Raw genomic sequence first — 17589 nt, forward strand, 5'->3', positions numbered from 1 at the left:
GAGGCTCATCTGGTTCGATTCAGCCTGTGCTGCAGCCGGGAAGGGTGCCGGCGCCGGACCTTGCCGCCCTCAGCCCGTTTCGATGGAAGACGGGTTTATTGGGGCTGTGTCATCCTTGTTGTGATGGCCCTCCGGCAGAACCGGCCTGAAGGCAAGAGTATCCGCAGGCTTCAACGGATGTTTTCGATTTCCCGCCAGACGATCACCCGCTGGATTCGGTATTTCAGCGAGGAGTTTCCCGTGGGCGAGCAGTGGAAGCGTCTCCGGGGCAGGCTCGACGCCGGCGTGGGGAACAGCCGTCTGCCGGGGGACCTGCTGAGCCGGTTTATGGAAAGGTTTCACCCGCCGGAAACAGCCCTGGTCAAATGCCTGCAATTTATGGCGGACGGAGCAGGATCCATCACGTAACACGACGGCCCCCCCGCGTCCCGCAAAAGATGGGAAATAGTCAACAGGCCGGAAGTCGTCTATGCATAGGCTCCATCCACAAATTCAGGAAAGGAGCCGCCATGACGGAAAAAGACAACCCTACGTTGAGTGCATGGGCCCATTTTCGGTTTTCAGTGGTCGGTCCGCTGCTCAGCGCCCCGCCGGAGAAAGGCCAGTTGCGCAGGGAGATCGAGCGATTGGCGAAAAAACGCTATCGCCATCCCATCGAGGATAGGGATGTGTGCTTCGGCGCCTCGACGATTGAACGCTGGTATTACAAGGCATTGCGATCTCAGGACCCGGTCCGGGAGCTGAGGCGCAAGCCCCGCAGCGACATCGGCTGTGCAGCGGCCATGACCCCGCGGCTGATGGAGGTCCTCGAGCGCCAGTACAGGGACAACCCGGCCTGGAGCTGCCGGCTGCATGTGGACAACCTGGCGGCGCTGGTATCCCAAAACCCCGATCTCGGGCAGATGCCTTCTTATGCCACCGTTCTCAGGCGCATGAAGGAGCGGGGCTGGCTGAAGAGGCCGAATACAAGAACGCCGGGGCAGAAGCAGGCCGCCGAAAGGCTTTCGGCCTGCGAGGTGCGCAGCTATGAGTCCGGATATGTTCACGCCCTGTGGCACCTCGACTTTCACGAAGGCAGCCGCGTGGTCGATGTCAACGGCAGCTGGCACAAGGCAAGGGCCCTGTGCATTCTCGACGACCGGTCCCGGCTCTGCTGCCATATCCAGTGGTATCTTTCCGAAACGGCGGAGGTGCTGATTCACGGACTGCTCCAGGCGTTTCACAAGCGGGGCCTTCCCAGGGCGCTGATGACCGACAACGGCTCGGCCATGATCGCCGAAGAGACCCGCCAGGGGCTGATGCGGCTGGCCATCGAGCACCGTCCCACCCTGGCCTACAGTCCGTATCATTATGTGGCGCCCGAAAATATGTGGCGTCAGGTTTCCAGGCATTGATGGCCAGCCGCCGGGAGCAAATTGGACACCACATAACATTTCGGCTACAGCCCGAGTAGAAACTCCATCAGGTCGGGTTGGCGTCTCCAGGACTTCATCTTGGTACCCTCTCTGACGGGTGTACAAGTGGCCAGGGCACGCGCTTTGGTTTCGAGGTCGGTCTCTGCGTAGATGTTGGTCGTGTTGAGCGAGACGTGACCCAGCCAGGCGCGGATGGTATTGATGTCGACGCCTGCACGCAAAAGATGGGTTGCGGTGGTGTGCCGGATCATATGCGGACTGACCCGCTTTGTACCGAGCGAGGGCGCTTGCACTGCGGCTCTCAAGGCGTGGCGCTCGACCAGGGTGTGGATGCCGAAACGAGTAATGGGCTGACCATTGCGGTTGAGAAACACGCGTTGTTCCGGCCCGCGCTGGGCGGCGATCCAACGCAGTTGTTCCACCGTAGTGGGCCACAACGGGCAAGTGCGCGGTTTTTTGCCTTTGCCGATGATCCTGACACATTGGGTATGCCAGTCAATATCCGCAATTCTGAGTTCGGCCGCTTCGCTCGCCCGCGCCCCCGAGTTATAGAGAAAGAGCAGCAAGGTATAGTCGCGTTGCCCCAGAGGCGTGCAGCGATCGGGTGTGGCCAAGAGTGCATCCATTTCCGGCTTGTCCAGGTAGGTTATGCCCGGTTGAGAGGTCTTCTTGAACGGGATGAGCCGGACTTGCGCGCACCACGCGACGTGCTCAGGGCTGTTCTCACCGATGAATCGCGCCAACGCATGCAGGCCACTCAGGCGTTGATTGCGGGTAGCGACGCAACAACGACGGTTTTGTTCCAAATGGGTGAGGAATTTACGAATCAATTCAGGCGACAGGTCGACGACCACCAGACGGTCGACAGGCTTTTTGAGTTGCCCGGCTACGTATGGCAGAACCAGCACCAGTATGTCCCGATAGCTGGTGCGGGTATTGATCGAGAGGTTGCGCTCTTTCACCAGATATTCGAGCAAAAAACGCCGCACCCAGGGGCCAAGCAAAGTCCTGTCAATCATGATTTTTCTCCTATAGCGTAGTGTTCGAAACGCAGGCTTGCCTGCCGCAGCAGTTCCGGCGTCATCGTCAAATAGCGTTGCGTCGAAGACAGATCTGAGTGACCCAGATAGGTTGCCAGCTTGGGTAGCAGTTCCTGCAAGTCTGCTCCGCTGCGATACCACGCAATGATACGATGAACGGCAGCCGTATGGCGCAGATCGTGAAGCCGTGGCTGACGACGGGCTTCGCCATCGCGCAGCACACCCGCATGTGAGCGCAGACGTCGAAAGGCGCTGCGTGCAGCGGTCTGGCTTAGGGGCGACCCGTCGTGGAAGCAGAAGAGGGGTGCCTCCGTTGACGCGGTGTGACGTCCATGACGCCTGACTACGTACTCAGTCAGGAGCTTAGTTAAATCCTTGCCCAGTGGGACCAGACGGCTCTTAAAGAACTTTGTCTCACGGACTCGAAGGCACGCTTGGCGTAGATCCACTTCCCCCGGGGTAAGTGTCAGAGCTTCACCGATACGCAGCCCTGCGCCGTAAAGCAGCAAAAGCAAGGTCCTGAAGACCTCCTCCTCAATGGGTACGCGGCCCGCACAGGCGGCTGGGACAGCATCGGTCAGGCGTTTGAGCTCTTCATGGGAGTAGATGTATGGCACGAACTCAGGGACGGTTGGTTTTGGAATATCGCGAGGCAGCGGTGAAACCGTTGCCAACCCCCGTGCCAGAGCGTATCGGTATAGGCCGGAGAGCACGCGATACTTCTTCACCCAGTACTCGGTGACCGGCCCATTGCCGTTGAGGAAAGCCAGTACGGCCCCCGCCTCAATGGTCGCGATGGGTCCATTGCCTACCGCCTTGCAGAAAGATCGCAGAATAGCCTCTTCGGTTCGAAACCGTTGTCCCAAGGCGCGGTTGTGAGAGACGTACAGGGAAACGACTTCCGAGAGCGTCATAGCAGCCCCCCCAGATCGAGTTCGGCCACCTGCCGTAGTCCGGCAAGGTCGATTTTGGTGTAGTTTAGCGTGGAATTGGCGGAGCGATGACCGAGATGATCTCCGATTTGTTTCAGTGAAAAGCCTGAAGCGAGGAGGTGACTGGCGCAGGCGTGACGCAGACAATGGGCACCACGACGGGGCAAGGCCACCCCCAGAGCGCTCAGGCGTGCACGTACGATGGGGGTGATGCTCGGGGCTGAGAGCGGGCGAATGGGAGCGGCCAACGACAGAAACAGGGTCCGATGCGCGCAGTGTGGCCGCACTTCACGCAGATAGCGCAGGATGGCCTCCCCGACCGCGGACACCAAGGGGTAACATTGGATGCGATACTGCTTGGGGCGTGACACCACGATCCGCTCGCCGGCCCAGTCAAGGTCGTCCAACTGCAGCCGAGCGACCTCGCCTCGACGAAGCCCATAAACGGCTAGCAGCATCAATATGGCATGATCCCGGACATCGGCGGGACGATCCCCGCGGGTGCTGGCAAGCAGGCGCTGGACGTCTTCCCAGCTCGGCCCCTCAGGGAGTCCTTCTCGGGCATAGAGCCGAGGTGACTCGATGGCGGCAGCCGTGCCCGGGTTACACCAGCCCTGGCCTTCAGCGTAACGAAAGAAGCTGCGCAAACTGCTGGCCAAGCTGGCCAATGACGAACGACTCCAACCTTTGTTGCCCTTCGCCTCGATGAAGGCGTCCACATCGGCAATCGAGATCGTATGCAACGACTTTTGATTTGGATGCAGGCTCTCGAAAAACCAGGCCATACGCTCACAACGAGTCGAAATGGTTACTGGCGACAACCCTCGTTCCTCGCGTAAATACATGGAAAAACATGTGATATGGGCTGTAAAGGGGCTCTCCGCCTCACGGGGCGGTTCAAAGCAGCCGAGGCTACGAACCCATGCGGTCGCGATGTGGATAAACAGTTGACGAGATCCCTGGGAGTTCTGCGTACGCTCGGGCGAGTGCTTAAAGCCTTCGCGACCCTCTACGGCCAGTTCAATGTCGCGCGTTGTCACTTTACCGTGGTCAATGTCGATGCGCTGCGCTATCGACAACAGTACCCAGGCGATTTTTTGCAACATAGCGCGAGAATAGCCGTGCATTGCACATTGCTCGAGAAATCGTTCTCGGGCTTCCGAGAGTGGTCCCTCACGGTAGCGGGCCAAAACAGTGGGGCGCTTGAACAAGGTCTCAAACATGATCGGCCTCCTTTTTAGGGTTAGATGGAGGCTCATCATCGAACAAAATATTATGTGGCGCAATCCTGTTTGCCGTCGGCTGACCAAGGCAATCCTGCGATTTGACGCCACATATTTTCGGGCGCCACATAATGATACTTATGGGGTTGACCCCATAAGTATCAAAACGGCAAGCAGGAGTCCTTCTGGGGCCGTCTCGAGGGTCGGCTGCTGGCCATGGTGCATCGGGTCGAGCCACTGAAACTGCGCTTCCTCAATGACGCCACCCAGGCATGGGTGGAGCGGGAGTACAACCGCAATCTTCACCATGAGATCGCCACATCGCCCGTGGAACGGATGCTCGAAGGCCCGGATGTCTCGCGCCGGGCGCCCGACAGCGAGCAGATGAACCTGGCATTCACCGCCCGTGAGTCCAGGGTCCAGCGAAAAAGCGACGGGACGATCCAGCTCAAGGGGGTGCGTTTTGAGCTGCCCTCGCAGATGCGCCACTTCGGCCGCGTCCATGTGCGCTATCAGTCCTGGGACCTGAGCCGGGCGTGGATCGTCGATCCGCGCACCGATGAAGCCATCAGCGCCATCTATCCGCTGGACAAAATCAAAAACAGCGACGGCAAAAGGCGCAGCCTCCAGGGCCATACCGGCCCGCCGCCTGACAGCGGTTCGGATCCGATCCCCCCGCTGCTTCAGAACATCCTGGCCGAGTATGCGGCAACGGGTCTGCCCCCCGCCTACATCCCGAAAGAGGAGGTGGAAAATGATCAGCCCTAAGGACCACCTCGCGCTGTTCGGCCTGAAATGGAATCCGTTTGCCCCCGACATCCCCACCGAGGCCCTGTGGCAGCCGCCGGGCTTCGATCGCTTCCTGTTCCGCGTGCGCCATCTGGCCATGGAAGGCGGCTTCACCCTGATCTGCGGCGATCCCGGCCTGGGCAAGTCCAAGTGCCTGCAGCTGCTGCAAAGCCATCTGGCAAAGCTGCCCGATGTCGTGGTCGGCGTCATGGAACGCCCCCAGAGTTCCGTGGCGGATTTCTACCGCGAAATGGGAACGATCTTCGGCGTGAACCTGTCGCCGGCAAAACGATACGGCGGGTTCAAGGCCCTTCGCCGGCGATGGCACGATCATATCCGCGCCACCCTGTACCGGCCGGTTCTGCTGGTCGATGAAGCCCAGGAGATGGGCACCGACTGCCTGAAGGAGATCCGCCTGCTCGGCTCCGAGCGCTTTGACTCCCAATGCCTGCTGACCACGGTGCTTGCCGGCGACATGCAGCTGCTCAACCGCTTCCGCCTGCCGGAGCTGCTCTCCCTCGGCTCCCGCATCCGGGCGCGGTTGAACATCGAAGCCTATGGCCGCGATGCGCTGATGGACTACCTGGAGCACGGCCTCCAAATGGCCGGCGCCACCCAGCTGATGACCGCGGGGTTGAAGACGACGCTTGTCGAGCATGCCGCAGGCAATCTGCGCATGCTCAACATGATGGCCGCGGAGCTGCTGGATCTGGCGGCGCAGGCTCAGGTCAGCCAGATCGATGAACAACTGTTCCTGAAGGCATTTTCTCCCACCAGGCCCCAAAGACAGGCGCCCAAACGCGCCGCCGGCGCCAATGAATCCGGCATATGACTTCAGGCGACTCAAGTCCCGGATCTCTTTGGCGCACATCCTTTGCGCCTACGGCCTGACAGCCAGGCTCAGGCGCAGGGATCACCGGCTCTTCGGCCCGTGCCCCCTCCACAACGGGGACAATCCCACGGCTTTCCGGGCCGATCTGGACCGGGGAATCTGGCATTGCTTCACCTCTTGCGGCGGCGGAGACGGGTGGCGTTGATCCGGAAAATCGAAAACTGCTCCTGCCGCGATGCCGCACGTCTCCTCAAACGGCTGGGTGACGGCATGGAACCGCTATCACCTCCGATCCCTCCCTCAGCCCCTGACAGCCGCTTTCGCCCCTTCTCTCTCCGGATATCGCTCAACCCCGTCGCCTCTTTCCTTCAGAAAAACAAGGCGATCACCATCGACACGGCTCTGCGGTTTGAAACCGGCGTGGCCGAGCGCAGTGCTTTCTTGAAACGCACCATCGCCGTGCGCCTGCATGATATCCACGGCAATCCCCTTGGCTATTGCGGCCGCCGTCTCGATCCGGTTGAAATCGAAAAATGGGGAAAGTGGCGCTTCCCCAAGTGCCTTCCTAAATCCGAAATATTGTTCAATGCACACAGAGCCGCTTGCTTCCGCCATCAGGGCATCATTGTGGTCGAATGCCCCCGGGGGGTCATGCGCCTCTGGCAGGCGGGTTTTCCCAATACCGTTGCGCTTCTGGGTACATCACTTTCATCTGCTCAGCGGGAATGGCTCGAAAAGACGCCTGCCATACTCTTGATGCTCGATGGCGATGCCGCCGGCCGGAAAGCGGCAGAAAAAATTGCCGCTAGCTTTGCTGGGAAAACGCAGGTTGTCACCCATCATTTGCCTGACGGCTTCGACCCGGATGACCTCTCTGATAGGCAGTTGAGAGCTGGTGTTGATCGATATCGATTCTTTTCTCTTTGAACCCGTACCGATTCTCGACAGAGGGCCGATTCACGCGATGGCTTCATGAACCTCCTTCAAATAGCGTGAATGACCGTCCATCATTTATAAAGAATCGACTCAGTAATGTAGCGGGATTCGCCCACCGAGTGATCCGGGTCATCAAATGCTGCCGACAGAGGATCATAGAACACGTCGACTCAGTAATGTAGCGGGATTCGCCCACCGAGTGATCCGGGTCATCAAATGTTGCCGACAGAGGATCATAGAACACGGTTACGGCTTCCTCAAACGACACGCCGTGTTTTTCGAGGTTTCTCTTTGCTTTTTCCGGATCCCATTCAAAACGCACGTTTTAATCCTCGTATTATAAATAATTTTGGAGCGTAGCGACTGAGCTCAACTGCCGCTATGGAGCGCTGCGGAATCCCCGTCCAGTGCAGCGCCGTGTTCGACTTTCTACCCCAGTTTCTTTGCGACATACACCCCGTAGCTGACGTGAGCCTTGTACGTCTCGTAAAGACCGATTTCCCGTTGCTCCGCTGCAACGATAGCGCGTGCCTCTTCACTGTTTCCGTTCCGATTCAGGAAGTCCTCAAACCTGGCCTGCAAGGGCCGGTAATACTGATCCAGCCAGCAACGTTCCGGTAACACAAAATACCCAACTGGCGAATAGCCGTGTTTTTCCAGAACCATGATCTTGGCCGAGGCCACATCGATTTCCGGATATTCGCTGTCCCAATGGTTCTGGAGTTCCGTTGGACGGGAGTCCGTGATCCATGTAATCTCGGAAGCAACCAACAGGCCACCCGCTTTCAGGTAACGTCGCCAGTCCGCTACACCCTTTTCAAATCCGATGTTATAGATTGCGCCCTCGGACCAGATGACATCCAATTCCTTATCCGCGAATGGCAGGTTGTCCATGGAGCATGCAAGCGTCGAGATCCTATCGGCCACCCCCATGTTTTCAGCTGTCTCCTTGAGCACGTCCAGAAAGTCCTGAAGGAAGTCCATCGCCGTGATTCGGGCAGCATTCAAGAGCCGGGCGAGCAGGAGGGTGGATGCCCCCGTACCACAGCCAATGTCTGCAATCTTCAGCGGCGCTGTCCGGTCGGCCATGGCCAGATTGAGCGCTTGTTCCGTCTCGGCATCCCCGCCCGGTCCTTGCCGATGGCCTTGCTTGTGTAGGTCGACTAATAGTTTGTAATCATTCATAATGTCATCTCTTCTTTACTGTAGGCGAAAGGTGCTGCGGATAACCCGCTTGGCCCGGCTTGCTCACGCGAAGCTTGAGTGCAGATCGCTCGCTAATCAGCCGCATTGCTTTTTGCGTCCGCTGAATTTGATGGTTGGGCCGAATGCTCTGACCACGGTTTGATATTTTTTATCAAGGGACCAATGTTGCGCTCCGCGACTTCGGTATCAAAAGCAGCCTGTGCACGCAGCCAATAGCCGTTGGATAGACCAAAAAATCGACATAACCTCAAATCGGTATCCGCTGTGACCGATCGTTTACCTGCAACAATTTCACTGATACGTTGTGCAGGAACGCCAATTTCCTTGGCCAAACGATACTGGCTGAGGCCCAGGGGTTTAAGGAATTCTGCAAACAGGATTTCACCTGGGGTTAAGGGGTCAAGTTTTTTCATGCTGGAAACTCCTTAATGGTAATCAACAATTTCGACGTCTTCTGCAAATCCATCCGACCAGCGAAAGCAGACTCGCCACTGATCATTGATGCGAATACTGTATTGACCGGAACGATTGCCCTTAAGCGCTTCAAGGTAATTGTCGGGTGGAACTCTCAACTCCTCAAGGCGATTAGCGATTTCGAGCTGCCTCAGTTTCCGCCGGGCAACCTTGGCAATATTGACATATTGTTTTACATTCAGGCCTTTAGAAAGCGCCTCGGTGTATTCGCATTTAAAGGATCTGATCATATTCTTTTATAATAACGCATCTCGTGAATAACGTCAAACGTGATTAAGTCTGCCTAAGAAACCGCGTTTTATCCATCGTCCCGGCAGTGACATGCTGAACGACGGCATGCTCATGAATTGAATTCCAAGTGGTGGTACCAAACAACGATTAGAATTTTACCTGGTGCTTTCTCACGCTAAGACGGTCAAGGCTTCTAATAGAACATTTCGGAATAGACCCTGCTGCCGGGGAAGCGATCGTCGATCAGGAGGGTGGCCTCCCGGATCATCTCCCCTCTGCCGCACAGGTAGAAGTCGTATTCCCCGGAAAGGAGTCGGTCTTCCATATAGGCCGTCACCCGGCCGTGAAAGGCTTCAGGGCAGGCGTCCACCGTTCCGCCGCCGGAGAGGCAGGGGACGTACCGGCAGGGGTGGTTGCGAAACAGTGACTCGTAATAGAGGTCGGATGCAGCCCGGACGCCGTGGAGAAGCAGAAATCCGGTGACGCCCGAACGGGCCATGGAGACAAAGGGGGCAAGGCCCGTCCCGGTGGCCACGAAGACCGCCGGCCGCCCGGTTTCCCGATAGGTGAAATACCCGTGTGGGCCGGTGAATTGGAGGAGGGTGCCCGGTTCCGCCGCCCCGAGAAAGGAGGAGAAGCGGCCGGTGCCGGTATCCCGGATCAGCAGGCCGATCTCCGGGTCCGAGGGAATGGAGATCAGGGAATAATCCCTTTCCTGGACAACCCCCGCCTCCCCCGCGGCGATCAACCGGATGAACTGCCCGGGGGTGAAGGAAAAATCCGGGGGACGGTTCAGGCGGAGTTCAAAGGTGTCTCGCGACAGGCTGCGCCGCCCGGCAATCGCGGCGGCGAAGGGTCTGGGGACAAGCTCCGGCATCCCCTCAGCTGTTCCAGAGAATATCCTCCACGCCGGCGGCCGCGTTGCAATGCCGGGCCAGCATGAAGAGATAATCGGAAAGACGGTTGATATAGACAAGAAGGTTCTGCCGCTTCGCTGCGGGGGATTCCGCGTCACCGGAAGCCTCCAGGCGGATGATCCGCCGCTCGGCACGCCGGCAGACCGTTCTGGCGACATGGGCCCAGGCGGCCTGCATGCTGCCTCCGGGGAGGATGAAGCTTTTGAGCGGCGGGAGCTGCGCGTCCATGCGGTCCATGGCCGTTTCCAGGGCCTCGATTCTTTCCGTTCCGATCCGGGCAAGGGTTGAAAAATGGGGGGCGTCGGGCAGGGTCGCCAGAAGGGCGCCGACGGTCAGGAGGTCCTTCTGGATCTGGCTGAGTTCATCCCGGACGGCCTGCTGTTCCGGCAGAAGCGATGCCCCAAGGGCCCCGAGGATCGCATTCAATTCGTCCACCTCTCCATAGGCCTCGACCCGCGCATCGCTTTTGGCCACCCGTTCCCCGCTGAAAAGGCTTGTTTTGCCCCGATCACCCCCGCCTGTATAAATTTTCACCACCGGACTCCTTTATATCCCTTCTGACAACCTCGATTTATTCCACGTCGGCGCGAAGGCCGCCGGGCCTTCGGGCGCTGCTGGCGAACCGGATTATTTCATCAGCCCCGCTTCCCTGTAATACCGCATCGCCCCGGGGTGGATCGGCGCCGACTGCCCTTCCAGCATCCCGTCCCGGGTCAGGGTCTGGAAGGCCGGATGCAGCTTTCTGAAGGCCTCCAGGTTTTCGAAGACGATCCTGGTGATGGTATAAACGACATCCTCCGGGACCTCGGCCGAGGTCATGAAGGTGGCTTTCATGCCGAAGGTGTCGACCTGTTCGGCCGGGTATGCGACGCCGGGATAGAGATCGACGGGGACAACACATTTGGCGTAGTAGGATTTTTCTGCGACAAGCCTGTCGATCCCGGGGCCGGTGACGGGCACGAAACGGACTTTGGCGGCCCCGGCCGCGGCATCGAAAAAGGCCTGGCTCGGATGGCCCACCGTATAAAAAAAAGCGTCGATCCGGCCCTCCTGGAGGAGAACCGGGGCTTCGTCGGCCTTGATCCCTTCCGCTTTCATGTCCTTTTCATAATCGAGGCCGGCCGCCTCCAGGGCATCAATGGCATTCTGACGCTGCCCGGAACCGGGGTTCCCGATATTGACGCGCTTGTTCTTCAAGTCCGCAAGGGTCCTGATGCCGGAATCGACCGACGCCATCAGGGTGACCGACTCGGGATGGAGGCTGAACACCGCGCGGAGGCGCTCTTGGGGTCCTTTGGCTGCCCATTCCTCAAGCCCGTTGCAGGCCTGGTACTGGCGATCCGACTGGACGATCCCGAACTCAAGATCCCCTGCCAGAATCGCGTTCACGTTGAACACCGAGCCGGCGGTCGACTCCACCGTGCATCGGACCCCATGGTCCCCCCATCCCGGGTTCACGATTCTGGCGATCGCATTGCCCGCCGGGTAATAGACACCCGTTGTGCCGCCGGTGCCGATCGTCACGAAAGCAGACCGATCCCGGGTTTCCGGAAGCACCTCCCCCATCGGCAGCACCGTACCGATGAAAACCGCCAGGCCGATGATCCATGATTTCTTCATTCCTGCCATCCGCTTCGGCTCCAGTATGGGCACCGCCCATACATTCCGGCGACTCGACGCCCGCCCGAGCGGTCGGGATGCCGCAACCCCTGCGGCGCCCCTGCACATAGGCCTCGGACGCAACCGATTGGTTGATATCAAATCGACACTGCAAAGGCAATTAATTTATAACCTTAGAATTTTGTACCCCTTTCTTTCACCAACGCTTCCCGCTGCGCCGAATGCCGATGAAAGAGCCGCCGCCCGCAATTCGCCCGCACCCGAATTTCCTTGTCCGGTGATGTCGATGGCGCTATGGTGGCGGTCATGAGCGGCCGCCCTGAATCTGCCTTCGTGAGCGTCATTATTCCGACCCATAACCGGGCATGGAGCCTCGGGGCGGCCGTTGATTCCGTGCTGGTCCAGAAGGACTGCGCCTTCGAGCTGATCGTCGTGGACGACGGCTCGACAGACGGCACGACGGACCTGCTCCGGTCCTACGGGGACCGCATCTCCGTCCTGCGCCAGGACAACCGGGGCGTCAGCGCCGCCCGGAACACGGGCCTCGCGCATGCCTCCGGAAATCTCATCGCCTTTCTCGACTCCGACGACCGCTGGCTCCCCGAAAAGCTCTGCAGGCAGACCGCCTTTTTCGAGCGCCGGCCGGAGGCTTTGATCTGCCAGACCCAGGAGCTCTGGATCCGAAACGGGGTCCGGGTCAACCCCGGGAAGCGGCACCAGAAACCGTCGGGAATGATCTTCGAGCCGTCCCTGCATCTCTGCCTGGTCAGCCCGTCGGCCGTGATGATGCGAAGGGCGCTCTTTGAGGTCGTCGGCCCCTTCGATGAAACCCTTCCGGCGTGTGAGGATTATGACTTGTGGCTTCGGGTAAGCTGCCGCTTCCCGGTTTTTCTGGTGGACGAATCCCTTGTCGTCAGGCACGGCGGCCATCCGGATCAGCTCTCAAAGGCACCGGGGCTGGACCGGTTCCGGATCGCAGCCCTTGTCAAATGCATCGAGGCCGAGCCCCTCACCCCCCGCCAGCGGAGCGCCGCCATGGCGGTCCTGTCGGACAAATGCCGCATCTACGCCGAAGGATGCCGGAAACGGGGCCGGCGCGACGAGGCATCCTTCTACCTTGCCCTTCCCCATCGGTTCCATTTTGATAACCCGTCCAGTCAAGGGTAGACGGCGGGTCCGCCTGTCCATCAGAATCAGCACCCAGGCCCCGCATGACAGGCCGTTTCATCGCCCGTTCGAGACCACGGACGGCCCATCCCGGAAGAGTATCCGCAGCCGATATCAGACGCGCCGAGGAAGCGTCAAATCATGGCGGCATGTGCAATATGGGGTTGATATTTCGGAGCGTTTATATTAAATGCCAATAACATATTTTATCTCAGGACCGCGCTTTCCCGGGGAAAGCCGTGATGACGACCACCCGATGCCGGCGCCGCCGGCATCATCAGACATAAAGGACCCCCTATGGAAGAAATGGATGCTTCAGCCCCTCACGGCGGCGAACTCGTCAATCTCGTGGCAGACGACGAACGCACCGGACTGCTCAAGGATATCGCCCGCAAACTGACGGACATCACCCTGACGGATCGCCAGATGTGCGATCTTGAACTGCTCGCCACGGGCGCCTTATCCCCGCTCCGGGGCTTCATGGTCCAGTCCGAATACGCATCGGTCCTGGACCGGATGCGGCTCCAGAACGGCCTTCTGTGGCCCCTGCCCGTCTGTCTGGATGTGAACGGTCTTGCCGCCAGAGGCCTTGAAGCGGGCCAGTCCGTCGCCCTCCGGGACGCCGAAGGGTTCCTCCTCGCCGTGATGCATATCGAAGACATCTTCATGGCGGAAAAGGAAAAAGAGGCGGAGATGGTGTACGGCACCCGCGATCCATCCCATCCGGGCGTGGACCATCTCATGAACGCCTGCGGGGACACCTATATCGGCGGCCGTATCGAGGTGGTTCATCTCCCGCCGCATTTCGATTTTCAGCAGTTGCGGCGGTCACCGGCCGAGATCCGGCAGACCAGCAAAAAGCTGGGATGGGAGCGGCTCATCGGATTTCACACCCGGAACCCCATCCATCGCCCCCAGTTCGAGATGACCCTGAAGGCCATGCGGAAAGCCGCGGCCAACCTGCTGATCCTGCCGACGGTCGGCATCACCATGCCCGGGGATTTCGATCATTACACCCGCATCCGGTGCTACCGGGAGATCGAACGGCGCTATCCCCCCGACGCCCATCTCCTGAATCTGCTGCCCCTGGCCAACCGGATGGCTGGCCCCCGGGAGGCGCTCCTTCACGCCATTATCGCCAAGAATTACGGGTGCACCCACTTCATCGTCGGGCAGAATCACGGGTCGCCGGACAGGGGCCCGAACGGACGGCCGTTCTATCCCGGCGAAGCCGCCCGGGAGATCGCCGAGACCTGCGAGGAGGATCTGGGCGTCCGGATTCTGGGATTTCCCGAGATGCTGTACCTGCCCTTCGAGGATGAATACCGTTTCGCCGACCAGGTGCCCGAGGGCACCCAGACGCTCTCCTTTTCCGGGTTCGACATCCGGACCCGGATCCGGACCGGGCGCAAGATCCCGCCCTGGGCCAGCTTTCCCGAGGTCATCGCGACGCTCCGAAAATCCTATCCGCCTCCCCGGAAACAGGGGCTCACGGTCTTTTTCACCGGTCTTTCGGGCGCCGGAAAATCGACCCTCGCCAAGATCCTCTATGCCCGGTTCCTGGAGCTGGGGGATCGGCCCGTGACCCTCCTGGACGGCGACATCGTCCGGCAGAACCTTTCCCGGGAACTGAATTTTTCAAAGGAGCATCGGGACATCAACGTGCGCCGCATCGGGTTCGTGGCCAGCGAGATCACCAAGAACCGGGGCATCGCCATCTGCGCCCCCATCGCGCCCTACACAACGACCCGCACGGAAATACGGAAGCTGATCGAGGGATACGGCGGATTTGCCGAGGTCCATGTGGCGACGCCCATCGAAGAATGCGAAAAAAGGGACCGAAAAGGGATGTACGCCAAGGCCAGAGCGGGGCTCATCAAGGGATTTACCGGCGTGGACGACCCGTATGAGGCCCCCGAAGCCCCTGAGATCCGCATCGACACGACCCACATGACCCCCAACGAGGCGGTGAAAGATATCCTTCTATTTCTGAACGAAAAAGGCTATATTTGATAGATTCGTAAAAAGCCCAATATCTGCGTTACGCGTCATCCTTCGTCACTGCGGCGTACGCCAAGTACGCCTCATTCCTCAAGATTCGCAAGTATTGATCTTGGGCTTCATACGAATCCGTGGGAGGCGCGACTTTTTGCGAGCCCATCTCATATTTGTTTTTTTCGGGAAGTCGATACCGCACAAGAGAGGTGGATACATGATATATCCGGTGATTCTCGCCGGCGGATCGGGCACACGGCTGTGGCCCCTTTCGCGGGAACTCCATCCCAAACAGCTCCTCGGGCTGGTGACGGACAACACCATGCTCCAGGATACCCTCATCCGTCTTTCCGGTGTCGAAGACATGGCTGCCCCCATCGTCATCTGCAACGAAAACCATCGATTCATGGTCGCCGAGCAGCTCCGGGCCATGGGCATGGGCCATGCCGACATCATACTGGAACCGGTCGGCAGGAACACGGCCCCCGCCGTCGCCGTCGCCGCCCTGAGGGCGCTCGCTTCGGGGGATGATCCGCTGCTTCTGATCCTGCCCGCGGACCACTTCATCCGGGACACGCAGGCATTCCAAAAAGCGGTTTCAGCCGGCGTCCGGCTTGCCGGGCAGGACCGCCTCATCACCTTCGGCATCGTCCCCGATGCGCCGGAGACCGGATACGGGTATATCAAAAAGGGCCGCCTGCTTTCGGAAGAGGCTCCAGAGGGCGGTCCGTCCGCCGTGGCCATCGAGCGCTTCGTGGAAAAGCCCGATTACGACACCGCCGTCGCCTATGTTGACTCCGGGGATTTCTGCTGGAACAGCGGGATGTTTCTCTTCAGGGCGGCCACCCTGATCGCGGAGATGGAAACCTGGGCTCCCGAGATGGTCGCAGCCTGCAGGCAGGCCCTTGAGAACGGCAGGGAGGATCTCGACTTTTTCAGGCTCGACCGGCCTTCCTTCGAGGCCTGTCCGAGCGATTCCATCGACTACGCCGTCATGGAAAAAACGGCCCGGGGGGCCATGATTCCCCTCCAGGCCGGATGGAGCGACCTGGGGTCATGGGAAGCGCTCTGGCAGGCGGGAAAAAAAGACGCCGACGACAACGTGGTCCATGGCGACGTCCTGCTTCACAATGTCAGCAATTCCTATCTCCGGGCCGGCACCCGCCTCATCGCCGCCGTGGGCCTGAAGGATCACATTGTGGTGGAGACCGCGGATGCGGTGCTCATTTCCCCCCGGAGCGGGGTCCAGGACGTCAAGATCCTCGTCAACAAACTGAAGGACGCCCGGCGCGGCGAAACCGTCACCCACAAGACCGCCTTCAAACCCTGGGGCAACTCCGAAAACCTTGTAAAATCCGAAGGGTTTCAGGTCAACCTGCTCACGGTGAAGCCCGGCGCAGCCCTCGCCCTCCAGAAGCATTTCAACCGGGCCGAACACTGGATCGTCGTGCGGGGCACCGCAATGGTCGTCCGGGGGGATGAGGAGATCATTCTCAACGAAAACAGCGCCACCTTTATTCCGCAGGGCCTGCCTCACCGCCTGAGCAACCCCGGGAAAATCCCCCTGGAGATCGTCGAGGTCCAGTCGGGCGACTATTTCGGGGAGAATGACATCATCCGCCTCGAGGACCCTTATGGGGAGATGCGTCAACCAGAGTGACCCATTCATCGAACAGCTCGTCGAACATCCGCTCCGCGGCCCGCAACGCTTCTTCGGATGCAAAGCGAGATTCCAGCTCCCGAAACAGCGCATCATGGGGCTGCCCCGATTCGCCGCCCCCTGCCGGACCATAATCCACGGGCGACTTGAGGTACCTTCGGTCCTCGAAAAAGTAATTGCACAGCTTCTCCGGGCGTGACCGGAACGGCCAGTCGCGGCGGAGTCCGATGAAACGGCGGATCAGCGCTTCCCGCCCTTCATGACCAACGATGTCCCCGGCGTCGAGCGCACGCCCCAGAAGGCTTTCCAGCTCCTTGAAAAACGAATCCACCAGAACGGCTTCCGTAACGATCAGCCCGTATGCGTGCCAGTCATCGGCCACGCTCCGGATCACCCGCTTGTAAACCGGGTTCATGGATTTGCAGGTCGGGCAGAAATAGGTGCGGCAGGCCATGCCGCCGTAATAGCTCAGCCCGCGGAAATCGACCCCGCCGTTGCCGTCGGCCAGGGGATGAAGGAGGCAGCCCACCCGGGCTTTTTTATCACCGACCATGCCGATGTAGGGGCAATGATGGAATTCGGGATACGGCATCAGGGCGGGCTCATGCCCGTGGATCTCCTCCGCGAAACCCAATATGGCATCCATCGTCCTCGGGGTCCCTGAAAATCGGCGGGTGCGATATTCCAGCATGGCCGCAAGAGCATGCCTGTCGGCGCGTTCGACATTGTAGAGGCCGCAGCAGGCGCCGCACGAAACGTTATCATTCACCTGGCAGAGGTAAACCCCGCCCGGAACCCCCGCGTCGATTTCCTTCTGAGACGGCATCCCACCCCCTTCAGCGATTCACCCAATCGATCTCTCCGCCAGCCGACCCCGAAGGGTTGCATTCGCGTCGGGATGTCGGCCATCCACAGCCGCACCGCCTCCGCCGATTCCCCGGCACCCAGATGCGGCCATACCGCCGGAAGCCCTCCGGGAGGAATCCCGGAGGGCGATACGGTTGATTCAGATGGAGGTAAGGTAGGCATTACCGAATCAAACCAAAATTATAGTAACCTCTATTCGGGCGGACACAACAGCACCCTCTAAAAAAAATCGATGAAAATAGGTATTTGTACCTATAGACAGAAGCAGGATTCTTCTATAATCTC

At 59.5% G+C, this 17589-nt stretch carries 20 protein-coding genes; 9 read left to right on the forward strand and 11 right to left on the reverse strand.

Annotated elements, in window-relative coordinates; genetic code table 11:
* Both ACEW8N_RS15535 and ACEW8N_RS15540 read left to right on the forward strand, forming a co-directional pair.
* On the forward strand, positions 1-408 hold a 408-nt coding region (locus tag ACEW8N_RS15535), incomplete at its 5' end, for a hypothetical protein (RefSeq protein ID WP_373500754.1).
* A gap of 101 nt (positions 409-509) precedes the next feature.
* Positions 510-1394 carry a DDE-type integrase/transposase/recombinase gene (locus ACEW8N_RS15540; protein WP_373500755.1) on the forward strand — a complete coding sequence of 295 codons (885 nt, stop codon included), beginning with the start codon at positions 510-512 and terminating at the stop codon, positions 1392-1394.
* A 44-nt stretch (positions 1395-1438) separates the two neighbouring features.
* On the opposite strand, the gene ACEW8N_RS15545 is transcribed toward ACEW8N_RS15540, so the two are convergent.
* From ACEW8N_RS15545 to ACEW8N_RS15555, 3 genes are read right to left on the reverse strand one after another with little or no spacing between them, the layout of a single operon-like run.
* Complete coding sequence (locus ACEW8N_RS15545; protein WP_373500756.1) at positions 1439-2434, reverse strand: tyrosine-type recombinase/integrase; 996 nt, start codon at positions 2432-2434, stop codon at positions 1439-1441.
* Positions 2431-3369 carry a tyrosine-type recombinase/integrase gene (locus ACEW8N_RS15550; RefSeq protein WP_373500757.1) on the reverse strand — a complete coding sequence of 313 codons (939 nt, stop codon included), beginning with the start codon at positions 3367-3369 and terminating at the stop codon, positions 2431-2433. Before ACEW8N_RS15550 ends, ACEW8N_RS15545 begins: the two co-directional genes overlap by 4 nt.
* Complete coding sequence (locus tag ACEW8N_RS15555) at positions 3366-4610, reverse strand: tyrosine-type recombinase/integrase (RefSeq protein WP_373500758.1); 1245 nt, start codon at positions 4608-4610, stop codon at positions 3366-3368. The genes ACEW8N_RS15550 and ACEW8N_RS15555 overlap by 4 nt, the downstream gene beginning before the upstream one ends.
* 216 nt (positions 4611-4826) lie before the next feature.
* Here ACEW8N_RS15555 and ACEW8N_RS15560 point away from each other — a divergent pair, with 216 nt between their 5' ends.
* From ACEW8N_RS15560 to ACEW8N_RS15575, 4 genes are read left to right on the forward strand one after another with little or no spacing between them, the layout of a single operon-like run.
* Positions 4827-5378 (forward strand): hypothetical protein, encoded by a 552-nt coding sequence (locus tag ACEW8N_RS15560; RefSeq protein ID WP_373500759.1) that lies wholly within the window; start codon positions 4827-4829, stop codon positions 5376-5378.
* Positions 5365-6231 (forward strand): ExeA family protein, encoded by an 867-nt coding sequence (locus ACEW8N_RS15565; protein ID WP_373500760.1) that lies wholly within the window; start codon positions 5365-5367, stop codon positions 6229-6231. Before ACEW8N_RS15560 ends, ACEW8N_RS15565 begins: the two co-directional genes overlap by 14 nt.
* Positions 6215-6436, forward strand: a complete 222-nt coding sequence (locus ACEW8N_RS15570) for a CHC2 zinc finger domain-containing protein (protein ID WP_373500761.1) — start codon at positions 6215-6217, stop codon at positions 6434-6436. Before ACEW8N_RS15565 ends, ACEW8N_RS15570 begins: the two co-directional genes overlap by 17 nt.
* Positions 6433-7158 (forward strand): toprim domain-containing protein, encoded by a 726-nt coding sequence (locus ACEW8N_RS15575; RefSeq protein ID WP_373500762.1) that lies wholly within the window; start codon positions 6433-6435, stop codon positions 7156-7158. Before ACEW8N_RS15570 ends, ACEW8N_RS15575 begins: the two co-directional genes overlap by 4 nt.
* Before the next feature lie 43 nt (positions 7159-7201).
* On the opposite strand, the gene ACEW8N_RS15580 is transcribed toward ACEW8N_RS15575, so the two are convergent.
* The 7 genes from ACEW8N_RS15580 to ACEW8N_RS15610 all read right to left on the reverse strand — a co-directional run bounded on the left by ACEW8N_RS15580 (position 7202) and on the right by ACEW8N_RS15610 (position 11615).
* Positions 7202-7489, reverse strand: a complete 288-nt coding sequence (locus ACEW8N_RS15580) for a BrnT family toxin (protein ID WP_373500763.1) — start codon at positions 7487-7489, stop codon at positions 7202-7204.
* 107 nt (positions 7490-7596) lie between these two features.
* Entirely contained in the window at positions 7597-8352 is a 756-nt protein-coding gene (locus tag ACEW8N_RS15585; RefSeq protein ID WP_373500764.1) for a class I SAM-dependent methyltransferase, read from the reverse strand.
* Positions 8353-8444: 92 nt separating this feature from the next.
* Complete coding sequence (locus tag ACEW8N_RS15590) at positions 8445-8786, reverse strand: HigA family addiction module antitoxin (protein WP_373500765.1); 342 nt, start codon at positions 8784-8786, stop codon at positions 8445-8447.
* 12 nt (positions 8787-8798) lie between these two features.
* A complete protein-coding gene (locus tag ACEW8N_RS15595) occupies positions 8799-9077 on the reverse strand; it encodes a type II toxin-antitoxin system RelE/ParE family toxin (RefSeq protein ID WP_373500766.1) in 279 nt (92 codons plus the stop codon).
* Between the two features lie 194 nt (positions 9078-9271).
* Positions 9272-9955, reverse strand: a complete 684-nt coding sequence (locus ACEW8N_RS15600) for a ferredoxin--NADP reductase (RefSeq protein ID WP_373500767.1) — start codon at positions 9953-9955, stop codon at positions 9272-9274.
* Between the two features lie 4 nt (positions 9956-9959).
* Positions 9960-10529, reverse strand: coding sequence for a cob(I)yrinic acid a,c-diamide adenosyltransferase (locus ACEW8N_RS15605; protein ID WP_373500768.1), 570 nt, complete (start codon positions 10527-10529; stop codon positions 9960-9962).
* 93 nt (positions 10530-10622) lie between these two features.
* Complete coding sequence (locus tag ACEW8N_RS15610) at positions 10623-11615, reverse strand: TAXI family TRAP transporter solute-binding subunit (RefSeq protein ID WP_373500769.1); 993 nt, start codon at positions 11613-11615, stop codon at positions 10623-10625.
* A gap of 306 nt (positions 11616-11921) precedes the next feature.
* Here ACEW8N_RS15610 and ACEW8N_RS15615 point away from each other — a divergent pair, with 306 nt between their 5' ends.
* The 3 genes from ACEW8N_RS15615 to ACEW8N_RS15625 all read left to right on the forward strand — a co-directional run bounded on the left by ACEW8N_RS15615 (position 11922) and on the right by ACEW8N_RS15625 (position 16437).
* On the forward strand, positions 11922-12782 hold the full coding sequence (locus ACEW8N_RS15615) for a glycosyltransferase family 2 protein (protein ID WP_373500770.1): 861 nt from the start codon (positions 11922-11924) through the stop codon (positions 12780-12782).
* A gap of 297 nt (positions 12783-13079) precedes the next feature.
* Entirely contained in the window at positions 13080-14795 is a 1716-nt protein-coding gene (locus ACEW8N_RS15620; RefSeq protein ID WP_373500771.1) for a bifunctional sulfate adenylyltransferase/adenylylsulfate kinase, read from the forward strand.
* 199 nt (positions 14796-14994) lie between these two features.
* Positions 14995-16437 (forward strand): mannose-1-phosphate guanylyltransferase/mannose-6-phosphate isomerase, encoded by a 1443-nt coding sequence (locus ACEW8N_RS15625; protein ID WP_373500772.1) that lies wholly within the window; start codon positions 14995-14997, stop codon positions 16435-16437.
* On the opposite strand, the gene ACEW8N_RS15630 is transcribed toward ACEW8N_RS15625, so the two are convergent.
* The gene (locus ACEW8N_RS15630; protein WP_373500773.1) at positions 16391-17263 is read right to left on the reverse strand and encodes a hypothetical protein; all 873 of its coding nucleotides are present in this window, start codon (positions 17261-17263) and stop codon (positions 16391-16393) included. The genes ACEW8N_RS15625 and ACEW8N_RS15630 overlap by 47 nt on opposite strands.
* Positions 17264-17589: the final 326 nt, after the last annotated feature.

It is taken from the genome of Desulfococcus sp. (assembly GCF_041737845.1).
In the GTDB taxonomy this organism is placed as follows: domain Bacteria; phylum Desulfobacterota; class Desulfobacteria; order Desulfobacterales; family Desulfococcaceae; genus Desulfococcus.